General features: G+C 59.9%; 13 protein-coding genes. 8 read left to right on the top strand and 5 right to left on the bottom strand.

Features of this window, described 5'->3' with window-relative positions:
* Positions 1 to 6: 6 nt before the first annotated feature.
* Entirely contained in the window at positions 7 to 1050 is a 1044-nt protein-coding gene (locus KI231_RS12695; RefSeq protein WP_213028451.1) for an isopenicillin N synthase family dioxygenase, read from the bottom strand.
* A 721-nt stretch (positions 1051 to 1771) separates the two neighbouring features.
* Here KI231_RS12695 and KI231_RS12690 point away from each other — a divergent pair.
* Entirely contained in the window at positions 1772 to 3316 is a 1545-nt protein-coding gene (locus KI231_RS12690; protein ID WP_103306959.1) for a methyltransferase regulatory domain-containing protein, read from the top strand.
* A gap of 45 nt (positions 3317 to 3361) precedes the next feature.
* On the opposite strand, the gene KI231_RS12685 is transcribed toward KI231_RS12690, so the two are convergent.
* The 3 genes from KI231_RS12685 to KI231_RS12675 all read right to left on the bottom strand — a co-directional run bounded on the left by KI231_RS12685 (position 3362) and on the right by KI231_RS12675 (position 4702).
* A complete protein-coding gene (locus tag KI231_RS12685; protein ID WP_213028450.1) occupies positions 3362 to 3631 on the bottom strand; it encodes a hypothetical protein in 270 nt (89 codons plus the stop codon).
* A gap of 11 nt (positions 3632 to 3642) precedes the next feature.
* On the bottom strand, positions 3643 to 4293 hold the full coding sequence (locus tag KI231_RS12680; protein WP_213028449.1) for a DUF3885 domain-containing protein: 651 nt from the start codon (positions 4291 to 4293) through the stop codon (positions 3643 to 3645).
* A 121-nt stretch (positions 4294 to 4414) separates the two neighbouring features.
* Positions 4415 to 4702 (bottom strand): hypothetical protein, encoded by a 288-nt coding sequence (locus KI231_RS12675; protein ID WP_213028448.1) that lies wholly within the window; start codon positions 4700 to 4702, stop codon positions 4415 to 4417.
* A gap of 181 nt (positions 4703 to 4883) precedes the next feature.
* On the opposite strand from KI231_RS12675, the gene KI231_RS12670 reads away from it, so the two are divergent.
* Together KI231_RS12670 and KI231_RS12665 are read left to right on the top strand one after the other, a co-directional pair.
* Entirely contained in the window at positions 4884 to 13304 is an 8421-nt protein-coding gene (locus KI231_RS12670; protein ID WP_213028447.1) for a beta strand repeat-containing protein, read from the top strand.
* A gap of 603 nt (positions 13305 to 13907) precedes the next feature.
* A complete protein-coding gene (locus tag KI231_RS12665) occupies positions 13908 to 14267 on the top strand; it encodes a DUF6124 family protein (RefSeq protein ID WP_213028446.1) in 360 nt (119 codons plus the stop codon).
* Positions 14268 to 14374: 107 nt separating this feature from the next.
* Here the strand turns inward: KI231_RS12665 and KI231_RS12660 are convergent, their stop codons facing one another.
* Positions 14375 to 15145, bottom strand: coding sequence for an AraC family transcriptional regulator (locus KI231_RS12660; protein WP_213028445.1), 771 nt, complete (start codon positions 15143 to 15145; stop codon positions 14375 to 14377).
* Between the two features lie 222 nt (positions 15146 to 15367).
* Here KI231_RS12660 and KI231_RS12655 point away from each other — a divergent pair, with 222 nt between their 5' ends.
* From KI231_RS12655 to KI231_RS12635, 5 genes are all read left to right on the top strand, one after another.
* Positions 15368 to 16993, top strand: coding sequence for an APC family permease (locus tag KI231_RS12655; RefSeq protein ID WP_213028444.1), 1626 nt, complete (start codon positions 15368 to 15370; stop codon positions 16991 to 16993).
* 22 nt (positions 16994 to 17015) lie between these two features.
* Entirely contained in the window at positions 17016 to 17942 is a 927-nt protein-coding gene (locus tag KI231_RS12650; protein ID WP_213028443.1) for a 4-hydroxyproline epimerase, read from the top strand.
* Positions 17943 to 17997: 55 nt separating this feature from the next.
* The gene (locus KI231_RS12645) at positions 17998 to 18945 is read left to right on the top strand and encodes a dihydrodipicolinate synthase family protein (RefSeq protein WP_213028442.1); all 948 of its coding nucleotides are present in this window, start codon (positions 17998 to 18000) and stop codon (positions 18943 to 18945) included.
* 67 nt (positions 18946 to 19012) lie between these two features.
* Positions 19013 to 20605 (top strand): aldehyde dehydrogenase (NADP(+)), encoded by a 1593-nt coding sequence (locus tag KI231_RS12640; protein WP_213028441.1) that lies wholly within the window; start codon positions 19013 to 19015, stop codon positions 20603 to 20605.
* Positions 20589 to 21860 (top strand): NAD(P)/FAD-dependent oxidoreductase, encoded by a 1272-nt coding sequence (locus KI231_RS12635; protein WP_213028440.1) that lies wholly within the window; start codon positions 20589 to 20591, stop codon positions 21858 to 21860. Before KI231_RS12640 ends, KI231_RS12635 begins: the two co-directional genes overlap by 17 nt.
* Positions 21861 to 22321: the final 461 nt, after the last annotated feature.

Raw genomic sequence — 22321 nt, 5'->3', positions numbered from 1 at the left:
GATGATTCAGGCGGTTTTGCGAACCGGCGTTTGCGGCAGTAGCGCATCGGCATAAAAGCGCTGCGCGACATCGGGATGCGAGCGCAAACGCCCCTTGAGGTAGTTCCAGCCGACATCGCGAAATAGAGGATTGAGCGGGTCACTGGCCGGCCCGCGTGCCTCGCGCAGCAACGCGGTCGGCAAGGGATACAGCGGCACCGTGGCGTCAAGTTGCGCGCCGAGGAAGAAGGCGATGGACAGGCGCTCGCTGCCCGGCGGCGAAACCACCCGGTGCACCGTGGCACGCAGATAGCCGTTGGTGGCCAGTTCCAGCAGTTCGCCGATGTTCACCACCAAGGTATTTTCGCGAGGCAGCGCATCGATCCAGCGCCCTTCTTCGATCTCCACTTGCAGACCCGCCTGTTCGTCCTGCAACAGAAAGCTGAGGAAACCCGAATCCTTGTGTGCGCCGACGCCCTGATTACTCGCATCGACCGGCTGACCGGGATAGCGCATCAGTTTGATGTGTTCGTTGGGTTTGTCGCCGTACAACTGATCAAACGCATCCGAGCGCAGCGACAGGGCCTGGGCGAAGGCTTGCAACAGACGCAGGGACATGCGCGTCATGGCTTGCTGCCAATCGAGCAGCAACGGTTTCAGTTCGGGCAGTGACTCTGGCCATTGATTCGGGCCTTGAAGGCGCGCCCAGAACGGGCTGTCGGGTTGCAACGGCAAGGCTTCGCGTTCGGCGCCGATATCGAACTGTTCGCGCTGATCTGGCTTGCCCCGGGTGATTTCGGAAGCGGCGCGGTTGTAACCACGAAAGTGCGCAGAGTTGATCATGCCGACGGCGGTTTTTTCACTGTCGGGCAAGGCGAAGAATTGCCGGGCGTGGTCCTGCACTTGCTTGAGCAAGCCGCTGTCGATGCCGTGGCCGGTCAGGTAAAAAAAACCGACGTCGCGAGCGGCGTGGCGCAGGTTTTCCAGAAGTTCATAACGCTGTTGCGCTGTGCCTTCGAACTGCGAAAGGTCGAGCGTCGGTAATGCGGTGATGTCGAGGGTATGCGGCATGATTCACTCCCGTGTGAACCAAACCAGAAGAGCCTTTGATCGATTCAGCGTGCGCCGTCATGGCAATCGGGGGTCTATCGGTTTGATGCTTTGATTCGTTGATGAATCAAAACTAAACGATATATAAAACGCCAGACAAATACCTTTTTTGCATTAGCTTAGGTCGGATTTCTTTTGGTTTTTTGGTGTTTGTCAGCCTTGTGGAGTGTCAGGTAGATCGCTGCCCCCTCACCCCAGCCCTCTCCCCCAAGGGGGCGAGGGGAAAGGGAGCCGATCTCTATTGGTTTCAAAAGTCAGGCTCGACTCGACTGTTCAGGTCGGCGTAGCTCGCAAGGTCAACTCGATCAGTCCCCTCTCTCCCAAGGGGCCGAGGGGGAAAAGGAGCTGATCTTCATCGCTTGCGAAACCGCGGTCGACGCGATGTTGCAGCTTGGTGCACTTCGCTATACCAACCCGGTCAGTCCCCTCTCCCTCGGGAGAGGGCTAGGGTGAGGGGTGCAGGCGGCGCGGTATCAAGCTTGCTGCATGCTCGAGTGGCAAAACGGGCAATTGGACCTGAGTTTGGCGGGATGTGATCGCACACTTTCAAGATCTTCAGACGTGTGCGGCAGAAAACCTGAAACGAAAAGACATACTCACCGGCATATTGTCCTTGTGGCACGTCACCGCTACCCCTTATAAGAGCAACTTTTTCAGCCTCGAAACAAAAGGATACGAAAGCATGAGCGACGCCTGGAACGAAGGGTATTTCACCGACGAAGGCTACACCTACAGCTACAGCCGGGAAATCAATCCTGTCTTCCAGCGCTACTGCTTGTTGTTGCGCGGCTTTGCCACTCTGGAATCCACGCAGGCCTATCACTGCGAGTTGGGCTTTGGCCAAGGCGTTTCGATCAATATCCATGCCGCAGCCAACCCGGGTTCCTGGGTCGGCACCGATTTCACACCCTCACAGGCCGCCCACGCCAGCACCCTCGCCAGCGACTGGAACAGCGACGCGCGACTGTATGACGACAGTTTCGAGCAACTGCTCGCCCGCGATGATCTGCCGCAATTCGACAGCATCAGCCTGCATGGCATCTGGACCTGGGTGAGTCGCGACAACCAGAAACTGATCGTCGAGTTTGCCCGTCGCCATCTCAAACCGGGCGGGATGCTGTACGTCAGCTACAACTGCTTCCCCGGCTGGTCGCCTGCGGCGCCGCTGCGCAATCTGTTCAGCCTGCACGACCGCTTTTCCAAGTCTGCTTCTGCAGGCCCCGATCAACGCATCGATGCCGCCCTGCAATTTTCCGAAGCACTGCTGGCCGCCAACCCCAACTACGCCAGCAGCGTGCCGAACCTCGACGCAAAACTGCAGAGCATCAAAGGGCAGAATCGTCAGTACATCGCCCATGAGTATTTCAATCGCAGCTGGGACTGCATGTATTTCACCGACGTCGTCGATGCCATGGCCCCGGCCAAACTCGACTATGTCACCACCGCCGTGCCGCTGGACTCGGTCGACCCGCTCAACCTCAGGGCCGATGGCATGGACTTCCTGGAAGGGATCGAGCATCCGATCATGCGTGAGCAGGCGCGCGACTATTTCGTCAATCAGAGTTTCCGTCGTGATCTCTACGTGCGCGGCGCTACCCGGCTGTCCGCTGCCGAACAGCGCCAAGGCTTGTTCAACACTCGTTTCATCCTGCTGCAAGCCGCAGAAAGCGTCCCTCAACATGTCCGCGGCCCTGCGGGCGAAGCCTCGCTGCAGAGCGAAATCTACGGCCCGGTACTGCTGGCGCTGGCAGCCAACGACTACGCACCGAAAACCTTGCGCCAGTTGGCTGCTGCGGCATCCGCGCTGCCTTATGACGACGTATTGCAGGCCCTCAACGTTTTGATCGGTATGAGTGCCGTGGCACCGTGCCAAAGCGTGGCGGCGGAAAACCAGGTGCGGGCGCGATGCAACGATCTCAACTTGCTGCTGTGCTCGCGCTCGTTGTTGAGCGACAAGATCCAGGTGCTGGCAAGCCCGGTCACCGGTGGCGGCGTCACCGTCAGCCGCTTCGAGCAACTTTTCCTCATTTCGATCAAGCAAGGTCAAACGCACCCGGCTGAATGGGCGCAACTGGCGTGGGCGATCGTCGGCGAACAAGGCGAAGTCCTCGTCAAAGATGGCAAGCCGCTGATGACCGCCGAAGAAAACATCGCTGAGTTCACTGCGCGTGCTCACGTGTTTGCCGAGAAATCACTGGTGATTCTCAAGGCGTTGGGTATTGCTTGATTCGGTGACAAGACGGGTGACGCTCGCTCGCCGTCACCCGGCTTGTTACCGCGAGCGCCTATTGCCTTCGGCTTTTAGCCACTCAGAGGCGACAAAGCCGTGCCCGCACAGGTCGCAGTAAAAACCGTCGACCAGTTGCTCAAGTGGCGGGGCTTTCAGGTACTCGGGCTTGCACTCATCGACGGCGAGTTGATCGAGGCGTTGATAGCCTGCTTTCTCCTCACCGTTGAAACGTTTTGCGGGGCTGGCTGCACCGATCAGAACGGCTTTAGGCCTCACCTGTTCGGCGGATTTACAGCGAGGACAGGCTTGCATGGTCTTATCGGTCACGACATTTGATTACTCGAAACGACAGCAGCGCCCGCAAATGCGCTATCCATTGCAGCCCGGTCGTAATCCAGCAGCCAGGCATTGTGCCGGTGATAAAGATCACTTAGCAGCGCCTTGTTGGGCCCGACAACATCCATCCCTCGATCGTCGTACGGGAAAACCATGACGCGATCTGTCAGATTGAAGAGGTACACGGCGCAGTGCAGTGTGGGCTCAATCGCGGCAAAATCTCTGGCCAATGCACACCAGAGAAAAGTCTGCAGTTGGGCCGCAGGCACCGTGAAAGCGATGTTGAGCCAATACTCGGGCTGGTTTTCGTCGAACCAATCCTCTGAATCAATCGGCTCATCCCAAAGCGAGCGCGTTGCAGGTATGTCAATGCCCAGTGTTCGTAGCGTTTGCAACGAAGGCCGATGGGCGAACCGGTTGCTCCCGGAGTGAGTGCGCAAACAGACAACGAGTTCGGAGTGACCGGTGAACACATCGCCACAGACGGCCTCTGCCTTGCGCAGGGCCATTAGAAACCTTTCAATCATCCCGCCCGATTCAGCGAGTTCGAAACGCAATCCCTGCGCAACGGAATAAAACAACGGTCGCGCAAAGGCCTTGCCTGAAAAAATTCGCTCTATTTCATGCTGCAGATTCAATGGGGCTCTTCCTGATCGCTCATGCACCGGGGCCTGACTGACCCGTTTCTGCCGTAACCCTGTATCGGCGCCTCCCCAACCAACTCAAGCCGCTCTGGAAAACCACATTGCTCGTCCCCAGTCATTTGCACTTGGCCAACACCACCTGACACGTACCCGGCGTGCCCCCGGAGCGCCCGGCATACCGCATGCAGTTGGCCATGGATTTTTGCCGGGCCATGTTCAAGCTGGAACCCCAGGCGAGACCACCCTCCCCGACCGTCGGCAGCGCTTTTGCGTAGCAACTGTCGCCGACGCCCGAGGGTGGATAGTGTTTGCGGTTTGAACAGCCAGAGGTCAGCGTCAGGCTGACGGCGATCAGGGTAGGCAGGAGCCATAGCGAGCGTCGGCCTGGTCGTGTTCCGATCATCGCAGTTCTCCGGTCAAAGCAAGAGGGTTGTGACGTACTGAGTCTAGCCGGTATGAGCGGCGCTCACCCTGCTACCGTTGGTCGAAAACCCCTCCACACCTGTCAGATCTGACAGGTGCGCATTCCGCCAATCCCACGTTCAATCACTCTGTCGCCCCACCATCGACCGGAGCCCGCCACCATGACCACGCCCCAACATCCGCTAGCCCTCAAACCGCTGTACTTTCCTGCGCTGGTCACCCTGAATCCTGCCGAGCATTACAGCGGTGGCATTCCCATCCGGGCGGTGGAGGACGATCTGCAAGGCATCATTCCCGCCTGGTTCAACATGAGCATTGGCGACAAGGCCGAGGTGTTCTGGGGCAATGCCAATTCGGCAATCTGGAGCAAGACCCTCGATCTCGATATCGAGCTCAACAAGGACCTGTCGTTCACCATTCCCAAGGCCCACGTGCTCGACGGCGAGGCCAAGCCAGTGTTCTACCGGATCACCTACAAGAACCAGACGTCGGAAGATTCCAAACCCGAACTGATCCTGCTGGTCAAGCTCACGCGGCCCGGCGAATACGATGACATCGCTGGCGATGACGGCCACTCCGATCTGAAATTTTCCCTCGACCATGACGAGGTCGATGAAACCCTGCCGGCCAAAGGCGTGACGATGCGCATCGTGCCTTACCGCAACCTCACCCGCTACGATCGCATCCTCGCCCGCTGGGGCAGTCAGCAGGTCACTCACGTCGTCACGCCGGAACAGGCCCTGGACCCGGTCCGCCATCCGATCGACGTGGTGTTCAGTCGCGCCGTGATCGAGACGGCGGGTGATGGCCCGGAAGTGGCGGTGGCTTATCAGGTCGTCGATCGCTGCGGTAACTATCCGGACGAACGTGCGCCGTGGTCGGCCATTCGCAAAGTGCTGGTGAATCTGGGCGGCAATCGACTGAAGGAGCCCTTGGTGCTGGTCAAAGGCCAGCCGACCAACAGCATCAATCTCGACCAGCTCGGCGATGACGATGTGGTGGTTCTGGTCAATACCCCGGAGGCTGATTTCAAGGTCGGTGACAAGGTGTTCCTGACCTGGACAGGCACCCCGGCGCAAGGCTCGCAGATCATCGTCGGGCCACTTGAATTGCCGGTCGCGGTCGTATCGTTTCCTCTGAAATTTCCCATTCCCAATGCATCGGTCAGGGCCATCGCCAAGGGCAGCGCCTCGGTCGGCTACATCTGTCAGCGCAGCGGTGCAGCCGACCGCCCTTCGAAAAACGCCAGCGTCCCGGTGATTGGTGACATCAGCCAATTGCGCGCTCCCACTGTGGACGAAGCTCCGGGAGGCACCTTGCCGCCGGAGACGCCTTTGGCGACGGTGAACATCCCCTGGTATCCCGGTCGCAACAGCAGCGACCTGATCAATCTGATCTGGCAAGCCCAGGCGCCGGGTGGTAGCACGGTCTATTACGAAGACCCACGTCCGGTCGGCGACATCGCGGAAAACCAGCCCGTCCAACGCAACGTGAGCAATGCCGAAATCCGGCGCTTCAACGGCCTGAACGTCAAGGTCTTTTACGTGGTCACCAACAGCGAAACGGCGCTGCTGAGCGTGCGCGAATCGCTGGTATTTCCGATGCAGGTCGGCGTGCCCTTGCCGACGTTTGACCGACCGGAAGTCGAGGGCGCAGACAATGACGTGCTCGATCCGGACAAAGTGCCGCCGCTCGGCGCCACGCTGGTGGTGCCGTACCTGGGCACCCGCGACAAGGACCGCGTGACCTGGCGCGGCTCGGCCAGCGGCGGCAGCACCAGCGACCACGTCGACCTGATCACCGCCACTGCCGGCAAACCTGTGCGCATCACCGTGGCCAAGCAATACGTGACGGCCAACCTCAACGGCAGGGTGGTCGCCGATTACAGCATTCAGCGGGCGGGAGTGACGCTGGGGAATTCGCATGAGTTGACGTTGCGTATTGGCGCGGCGCTGGATCTGGACGCGCCGAAGATCAAAGAGGCCAATGGCAGCACCAGCCTCAACCCGTTCGCGGCCAAGGACAGCCTGACCGCCATCGTCGACTACACCGGTATGGCGATTGGTGACGACATCATCGTTACCTGGACTGGCACGACGCCGAACGGCTCGGACACCTCCGCGAAAAAAACCGTGACCACGCTGGGACCACAATCGATCACGCTGAAAAACGCGGTCGTGGCCTTCAACCTGGGCAAAGCGGTGACGGTGAGTTACACCGTGACGCGCGGTGGTGCGCCTGTGCCTTCAAAGGTTTTGCCGCTGACGGTGCTGACGATCCCGCATGAACATGCTCAACTGCCCAAGGCAACCATCGATGGCGCGTCCAACGATGATCTCGATGTGACCACCCTGGCCAATGCGTCCACACGCGTGGCTGCCTGGCCTTTGATTGCTGCGAATCAGAAAATCTGGCTGCGCTACAGCGGCACCAAAGCCGATGGATCGGAGTACAAAAAGACGACTTATGAGGGGGAAACGCTACGCGGTAATGGCGTGATCGTAGGGCCTTACCCGGCGACACCAGTGGCCGAGTTGCGCGGTCTCAAGGACAACTCGACACTGGAAATCGAATTCAAGGTGACCTTCGACGGCAGCACCGATGAAGCCAAAGCCGTGACCTTCCCGTCGCGCGTTTACAACGTCAAAGCCGTGCAGGATGTGAAACCGGTGATCAGCACGGTGCAAGACTCCAAGGGTGAAGACATTCCGAATTACGGCGGCACGGTCGATCCCAAGATCAAACTGACCGGCACCGCAGCACCGCTTCAGGAAGTCGAAGTGTTCGACATTGGGACTTCAAAAGGTAAATACACCGCCAATGACGCTGGCATCTGGACCTGCGAAACCACGCTGACCGGCATTGGTTCTCGCACGCTCACTGCCAAGGCGCTGTACGGTACGGGGCAGGTATCGCTAGGCAGAGTCGTCACACTTTCCAATGCCATCAAACCAAGCATCACCTCGGTGAAAGACTCCAAAGGCGTGGAGATCCCCGATAAAGGCACCACGCCCGATACCACCGTCACATTGACCGGCGGCGGCACACCGCGCCTGAAAGTCCAGATCTTTGACGGTGTGACGTCCAAAGGCATCGCGGAGGTGGGTGCCAGTAATGGCAGATGGGAACTTGAGGTGACCGGCCTGAGCTTGGCGGAGCACAGCTTTACCGCCAAGGCGCTGTACGGTTCAGGCCTTGAATCAGACATCAGAGAATTGCAGGTGGTGGCGCAAGTCACACCCAGCATCGACAACGTCACCGATTCCAAAGGCCCGGTCTGGCAAGGAGGCATTACCTTCGACCGCTCCGTTACCGTCACTGGCAAGGCCAGCCCCAACCAGAAAGTCCGCTTGCGCGATGGCACCAATACACTGCATGAACCCACTGCCAATGCCTCCGGCGTTTGGACCCAAGTCGTCAGTGCGTTGACCGTCAGGGCTTACAGCCTCACCGCACTCGCCTTATATGGCGATGGCCCGGTGTCGGCTCCGCCGCGCACGTTCACCGTCGCCCAAGCAGTGACGCCAACCATCACCAACATCACCGACTCCAAAGGCACGGTCGCACCCGGTGGCATTACCTTTGACCGTACCGTCACCGTTACCGGCACGGCCAGCTCCAACCAGAAAGTCCGTTTGCTCGATGGCACCAATTCACTGCATGAACCCACTGCCAACGGCTCCGGCGTATGGACCCAGGTCGTCAGCGGGTTGGCCGTCAAGGCTTACAGCCTCACCGCGCTCGCCTTGTATGGCGATGGCCCGGAGTCGACTCCGCCACGTACTTTCACCGTCGCCCAAGCAGTGACGCCCACCATCACCAACGTCACCGACTCCAAAGGCCCGGTCGTGCAAGGAGGCATTACCTTCGACCGCAATGTCACCGTCACCGGCACGGCCAGCCCCAACCAGAAAGTCCGCTTGCGCGATGGCAACACCACTTTGCATGAACCCACCGCCAACGGCTCCGGCGTATGGACCCAGGTCGTCAGTGCGTTGGCCGTCAAGGCTTACAGCCTCACCGCGCTCGCCTTGTATGGCGATGGCCCGGAGTCGACTCCGCCACGTACTTTCACCGTCGCCCAAGCAGTGACACCCACCATCACCAACGTCACCGACTCCAAAGGCCCGGTCGTGCAAGGAGGCATTACCTTCGACCGCAATGTCACCGTCACCGGCACGGCCAGCCCCAACCAGAAAGTCCGCTTGCGCGATGGCAACAACACTCTGCATGAACCCACCGCCAACGGCTCCGGCGTATGGACCCAGGTCGTCAGTGAGTTGACCGTCAAGGCTTACAGCCTCACCGCGCTCGCCTTGTATGGCGATGGCCCGGAGTCGACTCCGCCACGTACTTTCACCGTCGCCCAAGCAGTGACACCAACCATCACCAACGTCACCGATTCCAAAGGCCTGGTCTTGCAAGGAGGCACTACCTTCGACCGCTCCGTTTCCGTCACTGGCAAGGCCAGCCCCAACCAGAAAGTCCGCTTGCGCGATGGCACCAATACACTGCATGAACCCACTGCCAACAGCTCCGGCGTATGGACCCAGGTCGTCAGTGCATTGACCGTCAGGGCTTACAGCCTCACCGCACTCGCCTTGTATGGCGATGGCCCGGTGTCGACTCCGCCACGTACTTTCACCGTCGCCCAAGCAGTGACGCCAACCATCACCAACATCACCGACTCCAAAGGCACGGTCGCACCCGGTGGCATTACCTTTGACCGTACCGTCACCGTCACCGGCACTGCCAGCCCCAACCAGAAAGTCCGCTTGCTCGATGGCAGCACCGCACTGCACGAACCCACCGCCAATGGCTCCGGCGTATGGACCCATGTCGTTACCGGCCTGAGCGCCGCGACACACAGTTTCAAAGCCAAGGCCTTGTATGGCGCGGGTGCGGAATCGGCCGTCAGGTCACTGACCGTTACCGCCGCCACTGCCCCCACGCTGACGTCGGTCAAGGGCAGCCCGAGCGGGGTTGAAATTCCTAACGGCGGCTTGACCATCGAAACGGCCGTGACCCTGAGCGGGGTCGCAGCAAAAGGTCAGAAAGTCGAAATCTTCGATGGCTCGACCACCAAGGGTCAAGCCACTGCCAATGCAACATCCGGCATCTGGACCTTGACCGTCACCGGCCTGAACGTTGCAGCGCACAGTTTCAAAGCCAAAGCCTTGTATGGCGCGGGTGCGGAATCGGCCGTCAGGACACTGACCGTTACCGCCGCCACTGCACCCACGCTGACGTCGGTCAAAGGCAGTCCAAGCGGGATTGAAATTCCCAACGGCGGCTTGACCATTGAAACCGCCGTGACCCTGAGCGGGGTCGCAGCAAAAGGTCAGAAAGTCGAAATCTTCGATGGCTCGACCACCAAGGGTCAAGCCACTGCCAATGCAACATCCGGCATCTGGACCTTGACCGTCACCGGCCTGAACGTTGCAGCGCACAGTTTCAAAGCCAAAGCCTTGTATGGCGCGGGTGCGGAATCGGCCGTCAGGACACTGACCGTTACCGCCGCCACTGCACCCACGCTGACGTCGGTCAAAGGCAGTCCAAGCGGGATTGAAATTCCTAACGGCGGCTTGACCATCGAAACGGCCGTGACCCTGAGCGGGGTCGCAGCAAAAGGTCAGAAAGTCGAAATCTTCGATGGCTCGACCACCAAGGGTCAAGCCACTGCCGATGCAACATCCGGCATCTGGACCTTGACCGTCACCGGCCTGAACGTTGCGGCGCACAGTTTCAAAGCCAAGGCTTTGTATGGTTCAGGTGCGGAATCGGCCGTCAGGACACTGACTGTCACCGCCGCCACTGCACCCACGCTGACGTCGGTCAAAGGCAGCCCGAGCGGGATTGAAATTCCCAATGGCGGCTTGACCATCGAAACCGCCGTGACCCTGAGCGGCGTCGCCGCCAAAGGTCAGAAAGTCGAAATCTTCGATGGCTCGACCACCAAGGGTCAAGCCACTGCCGATGCAACATCCGGCATCTGGACCTTGACCGTCACCGGCCTGAACGTTGCAGCGCACAGTTTCAAAGCCAAAGCCTTGTATGGCGCGGGTGCGGAATCGGCCGTCAGGACACTGACTGTCACCGCCGCCACTGCACCCACGCTGACGTCGGTCAAAGGCAGTCCAAGCGGGATTGAAATCCCCAATGGCGGCTTGACCATTGAAACCGCCGTGACCCTGAGCGGGGTCGCCGCCAAAGGTCAGAAAGTCGAAATCTTCGATGGCTCGACCACCAAGGGTCAAGCCACTGCCGATGCAACATCCGGCATCTGGACCTTCACCGTCACCGGCCTGAACGTTGCAGCGCACAGTTTCAAAGCCAAAGCCTTGTATGGCGCGGGTGCGGAATCGGCCGTCAGGTCACTGACCGTTACCGCCGCCACTGCCCCGACACTGACCTCGGTCAAAGGCAGCCCGAGCGGCGCTGAAATTCCCAACGCCGGTTTGACCATCGAAACGGCCGTGACCCTGAGCGGCGCCGCCGCCAAGGGTCAGAAAATCAACGTGTTCGACGGCGAAACATTCAAGGGCCAAGTCACCGCCAATGCATCGACCGGTGCCTGGACCTTGGCCGTCACTGGCTTGAACGTGGCCGCGCACAGTTTCAAAGCCAAGGCTTTGTATGGCGCGGGTGCGGAATCCGCCGCCAGAACGCTGACCGTTACCGCCGCCACTGCACCGACACTGACCTCGGTCAAAGGCAGCCCGAGCGGCGCTGAAATTCCCAACGCCGGTTTGACCATCGAAACGGCCGTGACCCTGAGCGGCGCCGCCGCCAAGGGTCAGAAAATCAACGTGTTCGACGGCGAAACATTCAAGGGCCAAGTCACCGCCAATGCATCGACCGGTGCCTGGACCTTGGCCGTCACTGGCTTGAACGTGGCCGCGCACAGTTTCAAAGCCAAGGCTTTGTATGGCGCGGGTGCGGAATCCGCCGCCAGAACGCTGACCGTTACCGCCGCCACTGCACCGACACTGACGTCGGTCAAAGGCAGCCCGAGCGGCGCTGAAATTCCCAACGCCGGTTTGACCATCGAAACGGCCGTGACCCTGAGCGGCGCCGCCGCCAAGGGTCAGAAAATCAACGTGTTCGACGGCGAAACATTCAAGGGCCAAGTCACCGCCAATGCATCGACCGGTGCCTGGACCTTGGCCGTCACTGGCTTGAACGTGGCCGCGCACAGTTTCAAAGCCAAGGCTTTGTATGGCGCGGGTGCGGAATCCGCCGCCAGAACGCTGACCGTTACCGCCGCCACTGCACCGACACTGACGTCGGTCAAAGGCAGCCCGAGCGGCGCTGAAATTCCCAACGCCGGTTTGACCATCGAAACGGCCGTGACCCTGAGCGGCGCCGCCGCCAAGGGTCAGAAAATCAACGTGTTCGACGGCGAAACATTCAAGGGCCAAGTCACCGCCAATGCATCGACCGGTGCCTGGACCTTGGCCGTCACTGGCTTGAACGTGGCCGCGCACAGTTTCAAAGCCAAGGCTTTGTATGGCGCGGGTGCGGAATCCGCCGCCAGAACGCTGACCGTTACCGCCGCCACTGCACCGACACTGACGTCGGTCAAAGGCAGCCCGAGCGGCGCTGAAATTCCCAACGCCGGTTTGACCATCGAAACGGCCGTGACCCTGAGCGGCGCCGCCGCCAAGGGTCAGAAAATCAACGTGTTCGACGGCGAAACATTCAAGGGCCAAGTCACCGCCAATGCATCGACCGGTGCCTGGACCTTGGCCGTCACTGGCTTGACCGTGGCCGCGCACAGTTTCAAAGCCAAGGCTTTGTATGGTTCAGGTGCGGAATCGGCCGTCAGGACACTGACCGTTACCGCCGCCACTGCCCCCACGCTGACGTCGGTCAAGGGCAGCCCGAGCGGGGTTGAAATTCCTAACGGCGGCTCGACCATTGAAACCGCCGTGACCCTGAGCGGGGTCGCAGCAAAAGGTCAGAAAGTCGAAATCTTCGATGGCTCGACCACCAAGGGTCAAACCACTGCCAATGCAACATCCGGTATCTGGACCTTGACCGTCACCGGCCTGAACGTTGCAGCGCACAGTTTCAAAGCCAAAGCCTTGTATGGCGCGGGTGCGGAATCGGCCGTCAGGACACTGACCGTCATTGTTCTACTTAATGATTTTACGGATTTTACTAATTCACAATGGAATGGATGGACAAACATCCATAAATCTTGGGGCGCACAAACTACAGAGGCAGGAAATTCATATTGGCGTAATAATGGTGGCCAGCTCTATCTTGCTGAACACGTAGGCTTAAAAAAGCTATTCAAGTTCAAAAAAGGAAAAACGTATGAGATTAGTTTCGCTTGGAAAAGCGGTACTCCGATGCTTCCTTACGTCCCTATGAACCTGCGTATGTTTGCAGACGATGTGATGATTCAAGACTTTAGAACTAAAAGCCCGACAGACTGGATAGCTTTTTCGGCCCGCTACACATACAACCCAGTTGTAGAAGCAGATGTTTTAATAAGAATCACAAACTGGCATTCATATTCAGGTTACTGCACAGTGCCAGTAAACCTGGATAACTTAAGAGTTAGAGAACTTTAAGCCACGGAAAACAGGCGACTTATGCTCTTTCCACTTAACTAATGATGATTCAAGTAGGAACCAAAACAGAAAAAATGGGGTGGATGGTCACATCCCCCCACATTTCACCGAATTAGCAAATAGATCAAAAAAACCAGCGTTCACAGTTTTACGACAACTATCAGGGTCAGCTTAGTAGATGGCCAAGCTACGTCTATTGACGTTTGGGGAAGACATCTGGAATCGAAGCAATGCTGGCTTGGTGTTTTCGATTGAAACGGTTTGCGATCTTTCGCTTTTAAACGCCAATGTTTAAATTACACGCAAAGACACGTAATCAGGCTACACGACCTTGCGTAATTGCCTACAGCTACGCCAGAATCCGCCGGCTTGTGCGCCTTGGGGACGGGTTCTATTGTGGTGCGGTCGCTGACGAATCAGCGATCGGGTTTAGCAGCCCGGGTTATCTCTAGACGCATAAAGTCCGTTGTCGTTATGGCGGCTTTGCGTGGGGCACTTCGGTGCGCCGGGTTCTAGAGTCCTGGTCTGCTAACCCGCGTACAGCCGCCACCTCCTTCGTTAGCAGCGAACGGTGGCAGCTTCATTACTCTAGAGGCTTCACCGATGATAAAACCAACGCCAAACCCGCCCGAAACCGACCCCACCTCACCCTACGAATCCCTCGATTCGAAAAAGCTCAACGAAGCCGCCGACCGCGCTCTCGATCACTACCTCTGCCCGCCCGGGTCCACGCCACCTCCACGCAAAATCCGTGGGATGTACGCCGTGACTGCGGACAACAAAAACGAAGAACTGCTGACTGATGCCAGTGAAACGCTCGCTTCGGCTAAAACCATTGCCCAGGACGTTGCCAGTCTGTTGCCCCCGTCGCAGCGTCGGGCGCTGCTGGGCATTGCGCAACTGATCATGCTCGGGGAGCTGGCAGTGAATCGGGTGCTGGATAATCAGCAGATGCCGGACTGACACCAGTTCCCTCGCCACAATGATTGTGTAAGAGCTGCCGGAGGCTGCGATCTTTTGATTTTTTGTTTTTAAAAACACGATCAAAAGATCGCAGCCTTCGGCAGCACCTACAGGGATGTAGCCTGACGATACTGCCGAGGTGTAAACCCGGTCGAGGCCTTGAACTGGCGGGTGAAGGCGCTGTGGTCGGTGTAGCCGCATTGCAGCGCAACGTCGGTGATCGGCAGGTCTGTATGCAGCAGTCGGTGGGCGTGTTCCAGGCGTACTTTCTGGATCATTTGCCGGGGCGTCAGGTGGAACACACGTTTGCAGTAACGCTCCAGTTGCGCGACGGAAATACCGGCGATGCGCGTCAGTTCGCCCAGCGTGACGCGGCGGTTGAAATGGTTGCGAATGTGTTCGTCGACCGCCGCCAGTCGCTGGAAGGCCGGATGGGTTTCGCTGGCTGACTGCACATCCACGGAGATACCAGCCAAACCGATGATCTGCCCGTCGCGGTTGTACAGCGGTTGTTTGTGGGTCAGGCACCAACCGGGTTCGCGACTGCCATAAAGATGCAGTTCGAGCTGATCCTCCAGCACAAACCCCTCCTCCAGCACTTTGCGATCCTGCTCGGTGTAGCCCGGCCCCAGTTGCGCCGGGAACACCTGCGCGCTGGTTTTGCCGAGCAGCGGGCGCAAGTCTTTCAAGCCGCAACGCTGCACCAGTGTGCGGTTGGCCAGGACATACCGGGCCTGCACATCCTTGATGAAAATCACCGCGTTGGGGATCACATCGAGCATCGGCAACAGCAGCGCAGCGCTGGCCACCAGCTCTTCAAGGGTCTGCGGACGGTTGCCGTCGCCACCCTGGCAAAGAATCGAAAACGCGTTGTGCATCAAGGATTCTCTCCCCTGTTCGTGGATAGCCCATGCGCCGTTCGCGTGCAGATTGCAGCAACACCACGACCCTGTCGAGCGCCGCAATCCGTCAGCGCAATTGTGCTGAATTCGTCATTGATCCCACCGCAAAACATCAATCGCCACGCTGCCGATGAGTTCAAAGTCTGGCCGTCCGAGTGACACAACTGCCTATCCAATAACTCACAAGAAGGCGATGCCATGTCAGGCCAAGGCAAGTTCAAAAAACAGCTTTCACTGATCGATCTCACGTTTATCGGGCTCGGGGCGATCTTCGGCTCCGGCTGGTTGTTCGCGGCCAGTCACGTGTCCGCCATCGCCGGGCCGGCGGGGATATTTTCCTGGTTGCTGGGCGGTTTCGCCGTGTTGCTACTGGGCATCGTTTACTGCGAACTGGGCGCCGCCCTACCGCGTGCCGGCGGCGTGGTGCGCTACCCGGTTTACTCCCACGGGCCGTTGCTCGGTTACCTGATGGGCTTCATCACCCTGATCGCGTTTTCCAGTCTGGTGGCGATCGAAGTGGTTGCCTCGCGCCAATACGCCGCGGCGTGGTTTCCCGGGCTGACCAAGACCGGCACCGGTGATCCGACACTGCTCGGCTGGCTGGTGCAGTTCGGCCTGCTCTGCCTGTTCTTCGTGCTCAACTACCGCAGCGTGAAGACCTTCGCCAAAGCCAATAATCTGGTGAGCATTTTCAAGTTCATCGTGCCGTTGCTGGTGATCGGTGTGCTGTTCACGTTCTTCAAACCGGAAAACTTCCACGTCCAGGGCTTCGCGCCGTTCGGCTTGTCGGGTGTGGAGATGGCGGTCTCGGCGGGCGGGATCATCTTCGCGTATCTGGGCCTTACGCCGATCATCTCGGTGGCCAGCGAAGTGAAGAATCCACAGCGCACGATTCCCATCGCGCTGATCCTCTCGGTGCTGCTCTCGACCCTGATTTATGTGCTGCTGCAAATGGCTTTTCTCGGTGGCATCCCGACCGAAATGCTCGCCAACGGCTGGGCCGGTGTGAGCAAGGAATTTGCCCTGCCGTATCGCGACATCGCGCTGGCGCTCGGTGTGGGTTGGTTGGCGTATCTGGTGGTCGCCGACGCGGTGATTTCACCGAGCGGCTGCGGCAACATCTACATGAACGCCACGCCTCGGGTGATCTACGGCTGGGCGCAGACCGGCACATTCTTCAAGGTGTTCACCCACATCGATGAGAAGTCCGGCATCCCGCGTCCGGCGCTGTGGCTGACGTTTGCGCTGTCGGTGTTCTGGACCCTGCCCTTCCCGTCGTGGGAAGCGTTGATCAACGTGGTTTCCGCCGCACTGGTGTTGAGCTACGCCGTGGCGCCAGTGTCGGTGGCTGCGTTGCGCCGTAATGCGCCGGACATGCCGCGGCCGTTCCGGGTCAAGTGCATGGGCGTGCTCGGACCGGTGTCGTTCATCATCGCTGCACTGATCGTCTACTGGTCGGGCTGGAGCACCGTGTCGTGGCTGCTCGGCCTGCAAATCCTGATGTTTGTCGTCTACCTGCTGTGCGGTCGTTTTGTACCGACTGCGCACCTGAATCTGGCTCGCCAAGTGCGCTCCTCGGCCTGGCTGATCGCCTTCTACGCGGTGACGATCGTGCTGTCGAAACTCGGCACCTTCGGCGGCCTCGGCATCCTCGCCCACCCGTTCGACACCCTCGTCGTCGCTGCTTGTGCGACGGGCATCTATTACTGGGGCGCCGCGACCGGCGTACCGGCACATCTGCTGCACCTTGAGGATGACGATGAAGAAAGCGAAGTCGCCGCCCCCGCCTCCACCGTGAACGCGCGCCCTGCCGGCGCTTACTGAAATCTTCAAACGAGAGACGTCCATGAAACGAGTACACGTCATCGATTCCCATACCGGCGGCGAACCCACACGTCTGGTGATGAAGGGTTTTCCCGAACTGCCCGGCAGCACCATGGCTGAAAAGCGCGATGCTCTGCGCGATCAGCATGATGCATGGCGTCGCGCCTGCCTGCTGGAACCACGCGGCAACGACGTGCTGGTCGGCGCGCTGTACTGCGAACCGGTGTCGGCTGACGCCACGTGCGGGGTGATTTTTTTCAACAACGCCGGTTACCTCGGCATGTGCGGCCACGGCACCATCGGCCTGATCAATTCGTTACAGCACTTGGGCCAGATCGCCCCAGGCGTGCACAAGATCGACACACCGGTCGGCCCGGTCAGCGCGACGCTGCATGAAGACAGCACCGTGACGCTGGGCAACGTGGCGTCTTATCGCTACCGCAAACAGGTGCCGGTGGACGTGCCAGGATTCGGCCGGGTGTTCGGCGATATCGCTTATGGCGGCAACTGGTTTTTCCTTGTGTCCGAGCATGGCCAGACCCTGACGATGGACAACGTCGAGCACCTCACGGCGTACACCTGGGCGATGCTCAAGGCCCTCGAAGATCAAGGCATATGCGGTGAGGACGGTGCGGTCATCGACCACATCGAACTGTTCGCTGACGACACCAACGCCGACAGCCGCAACTTCGTCATGTGCCCCGGCAAAGCCTACGACCGCTCGCCATGTGGCACCGGCACCAGCGCCAAACTCGCCTGCCTTGCGGCCGACGACAAGCTGCAGCCCGGCGCGCGCTGGGTACAGGCAAGCATCACCGGTAGCCAGTTCGAAGGCCGCTTCGAATGGGAAGGTGAACGCATCCGCCCCTACATCACTGGCCGCGCCTTCATGACCGCCGACAGCACATTGCTGATCGATGAAACAGATCCGTTCGCGTGGGGCATCTGAGCTGCCGCGCCGACTTTCCACCCTTATTTGAACGATGTGCCAAGGAGTTAAAACAATGAGCGACAACATCTTCACCGGCTGCATGCCAGCCCTGATGACCCCGTGCACCGCCCAGCGCAAACCGGACTTCGACGCGCTGGTTGCCAAGGGGCGCGAGCTGATCGATATCGGCATGAGCGCCGTGGTGTATTGCGGGTCCATGGGCGACTGGCCGTTGCTCACCGAAGCCGAGCGTCAGGAAGGCGTGGCGCAGCTGGTGGCGGCGGGGATTGCGACGATTGTCGGGACCGGTGCGGTGAACACCCGCGAAGCGGTTTCCCATGCGACCCACGCGGCGAAAGTCGGCGCGCAGGGTTTGATGGTTATTCCCCGCGTGCTGTCCCGTGGTGCTTCGGCCGCCGCGCAAAAAGCCCACTTCGCCGCGATTCTGCAGGCCGCGCCCGAGTTACCTGCGGTGATCTACAACAGCCCTTACTACGGCTTCGCCACCCGCGCCGATCTGTTTTTCGAGCTGCGCCGCGAGTACCCGAACCTGATCGGCTTCAAGGAGTTTGGTGGCGGCGCCGACCTGCGTTACGCCGCCGAAAACATCACCTCCAAGGATGACGACGTAACCCTGATGGTCGGCGTCGACACGCAAGTGGTGCACGGCTTCGTCAACTGCAACGCCACCGGTGCGATCACCGGGATCGGTAACGCCCTGCCCCGCGAAGTGCTGCAACTGGTGGCCCTGAGCAAGCAAGCGGCCAAGGGCGATGCCAAGGCACGACGTCAGGCGCGGGAACTGGAATCGGCGCTGGCGGTGCTGTCGTCGTTCGACGAAGGCTGCGATCTGGTGCTGTATTACAAGCACCTGATGGTGCTCAACGGGGACAAGGAATACACCCTGCATTTCAATGAAACCGATGCGTTGAGCGACTCACAACGCCGCTATGCAGAGAACCAGTACGCGCTGTTCCGTCACTGGTACGAGAACTGGTCGGCGGAGCAGAACTTCGCCTGATCCCTCGCTGCGTTTTCGTGCCCGCCGACTGTAGCGGCGGGCAATCTTTTCTCATCAGGAATAAACCATGACTCTGACGGGCCACATGCTGATCGGACAGCACACTGTTGCGGGCAATCGCGAAGCCGTTCGGGGGATCAACCCGGCCACGGGGATGACGCTGGAGCCTGCCTATGCCGGCGGTTCGGCCGAACATGTCGAGCGGGCCTGCGCGCTGGCCTGGGCAGCGCTGGACCGCTATCGCGAAACGACGCTGGATGCCCGATCTGAATTTCTGCAACGCATTGCCGTGGAAATCGAAGCCCTTGGCGATGAGCTGATTGACCGTGCCATGGCCGAAACCGGCCTGCCGAGCGCCCGTTTGCTTGGCGAACGTGGCCGCACGTGTCAGCAACTGCGACTGTTTGCCCGCACAATACGGGCCGGTGAATGGCTGGATGTGCGCGTTGATACAGCGCAACCGCAGCGGCAGCCGATGCCGCGCTCGGACCTGCGTCAACGCCAAGTGCCGTTGGGGCCGGTGGCGGTGTTTGGCGCGAGCAATTTCCCCTTGGCGTTCTCGGTGGCGGGTGGCGACACGGCGTCGGCGCTGGCGGCCGGGTGCCCGGTGATCGTCAAGGCCCATGGCGCGCATCCCGGCACCAGTGAACTGGTCGGCCGCGCAGTGGCGCGAGCGGTGCAAGCCTGCGGTCTGCCGGAGGGGGTGTTTTCGTTGTTGTACGGTTCCGGTCGCGAAGTGGGTATCGCGCTGGTCACCGATCCACGCATCAAAGCCGTGGGTTTTACCGGTTCGCGCAGCGGTGGTCTGGCACTGGTTCAAGCCGCACAGGCAAGACCCGAGCCGATTCCGGTGTATGCGGAAATGAGTTCGATCAATCCGGTGTTGCTGTTTCCCGCGGCATTACGCAATCGCGTGCAAGCATTGGCGCAGGGCTTCGTCACTTCACTGACTGTGGGTGCCGGGCAGTTCTGTACCAATCCTGGTCTGGTGATTGCGCATAAGGGGCCCGCGCTGGACAAATTTGTCGCCGCCACTGCCGAACGGCTCCAACAAAGCCCCGCGCAGACGATGCTGACGCCAGGCATCTTCAATGCCTATGAGGCTGGCGTGAATGCCTTGGCCGAGAACCCCCATGCGCAAATTTCGGCTGTGGGTCAGATGAGCACGCAACCCAATCAGTGCCAGGCCCACCTGTTCGTCACCCAAGCCAGCGATTTTCTCGCCGATCAGAACCTCCAGGCCGAAGTTTTTGGCGCGGCGTCGTTGATTGTGCAATGCAGCGATGACGAGGAGATGCGTCAAGTGATCGAACATCTGGAAGGCCAACTGACTGCCACATTGCACCTGGACGACGAAGACCTCGAGCAGGCCCGCGCGCTGCTGCCAGCGCTGGAGCGCAAGGCCGGTCGGTTGCTGGTCAACGGTTGGCCCACCGGTGTCGAAGTGTCTGATGCGATGGTACATGGCGGGCCGTTCCCGGCCACATCCGACGCGCGGTCGACATCTGTTGGCACAGCAGCGATCCACCGATTCTTGCGTCCGGTGTGCTATCAGGATTTCCCCGACAGCTTGTTGCCCTCGGCACTGAAACAGGCCAATCCCCTGCAATTGCGTCGCCTGCTCGATGGGCAAAGGGAAGCGCATGACCAGCCCGAATAACGTCTCGCACGACATCGCCGTGGTCGGCGCCGGCATCATCGGCGTCGCCTGCGCACTGCGTCTTGCCCGCCAAGGCCAGCGTGTGGTGGTCATCGATCAACAGGAACCGGGGCACGGCGCATCGTTCGGCAACGCCGGGCATCTGGCGACCGAGCAGGTGTTTCCGATTGCCGACCTGTCGATTCTCAAGCGCTTGCCGGCAATGCTGATGGACCCGATGGGCCCGCTGCGCCTGGACTGGAGATACATGCCCCGCGCCCTGCCCTGGTTTACGCGGCTGTTGCTGAACCTGCGGGCGGAGCCCTTTCAGAAAACCGTGGCGGGTTTGCGGGCGCTGAATGAAAGCAGTCTGGATGCCTGGCATCGTTTGCTGGGGGATATTCAACGTCCTGACCTGCTCAAGGTCGATGGATCGTTGCTGGTCTTCGAGCGCCCGGAATCGCGGCAGGCCATCGATGCGCTCCAGGTTCGCTTGCGCCAGCAGCAAGTGCCGGTCGATTTCTGGCCGGCTGGCGCGGTACGGGAATCCGCAGCGCAATTCAGCGATCAGATTCAGGGCGGTTTGTTCTTTCCGCGCACCGGCCACTTTCTCGATCCATATCGCGTGGTCTGCGAGTTGGTCGAAGCAGCCAAGGCCAGCGGCGTGAGTTTTGTGAGGCAACAGGTTCAGGGCGGTTATGTGCGGGAGCACGGTGTTTCGCTGATCACCGGAACCGGTGGTTTGACCGCGAGCCGCGTCTTGATCGCCTGCGGAGCGCACTCGGCAAAACTCACCACCGCACTCACCGGCGAGAAAGTCCCGTTGGACACCGAGCGCGGTTATCACTTGATGTTGCCGCAGGAACACAACCGCCTGCCCTTCCCGGTCACCTCGCTGGAGCGCAAGTTCATCATGACGCCGATGTCTGAAGGCTTGCGCCTGGCGGGCACGGTCGAGTTCGCCGGGCTGGAGCGGCCACCGAGCATGGAACGCGCGTGGCAGTTGCATCGGTTGACTCAGGGGTTGTTCCGCAAGGATCTGAGCGCTGAGGCGGCGACGCCATGGATGGGGTTTCGGCCATCGCTACCGGATTCGTTGCCGGTGATTGATCAAGCGTGCGGGGGCAAGGTGTTGCTTGCGTTTGGGCATCAGCATCTGGGGCTGACGCAAGCGGCGGTGACGGCGGAGATGGTTGCGCGGATGGTGTTGCCGGAGGTAGAAAAACGAATGGGGGATTTGCCGGCAAGCGACCCTTACGCGCTTGACCGTTTCTAAGCAAAATCGTGGGAGCGGGCTTGCCCGCGAAAGCGTCGGGCCAGCCAACATCGTTGTTGAATGACCCACCGCCATCGCTGGCAAGCCAGCTCCCACAGGTTCTCGCGGTGAACTTGGGCGAAGGGTACAGCCACAATCACTGTGGGAGCGGGCTTGCCCGCGAAAGCGTCGGGCCAGCCAACATCGTTGTTGAATGACCCTCCGCCATCGCTGGCAAGCTAGTTCCCACAGGTTCTCGCGGTGAACTTGGGCGAAGGGTACAGCCACAATCACTGTGGGAGCGGGCTTGCCCGCGAAAGCGTCGGGCCAGACAACATCGTTGTTGAATGACCCTCCGCCATCGCTGGCAAGCCAGCTCCCACAGGTTCTCGCGGTGAACTTGGGCGAAGGGTACAGCCACAATCACTGTGGGAGCGGGCTTGCCCGCGAAAGCGTCGGGCCAGCCAACATCGTTGTTGAAT

Origin of the sequence: Pseudomonas sp. Seg1 (assembly GCF_018326005.1) — a bacterium.
Classification (GTDB): domain Bacteria; phylum Pseudomonadota; class Gammaproteobacteria; order Pseudomonadales; family Pseudomonadaceae; genus Aquipseudomonas.
The sequence above is the reverse complement of the archived record's forward strand: the minus strand, read 5'-3'. Positions and strand labels throughout refer to the sequence as shown.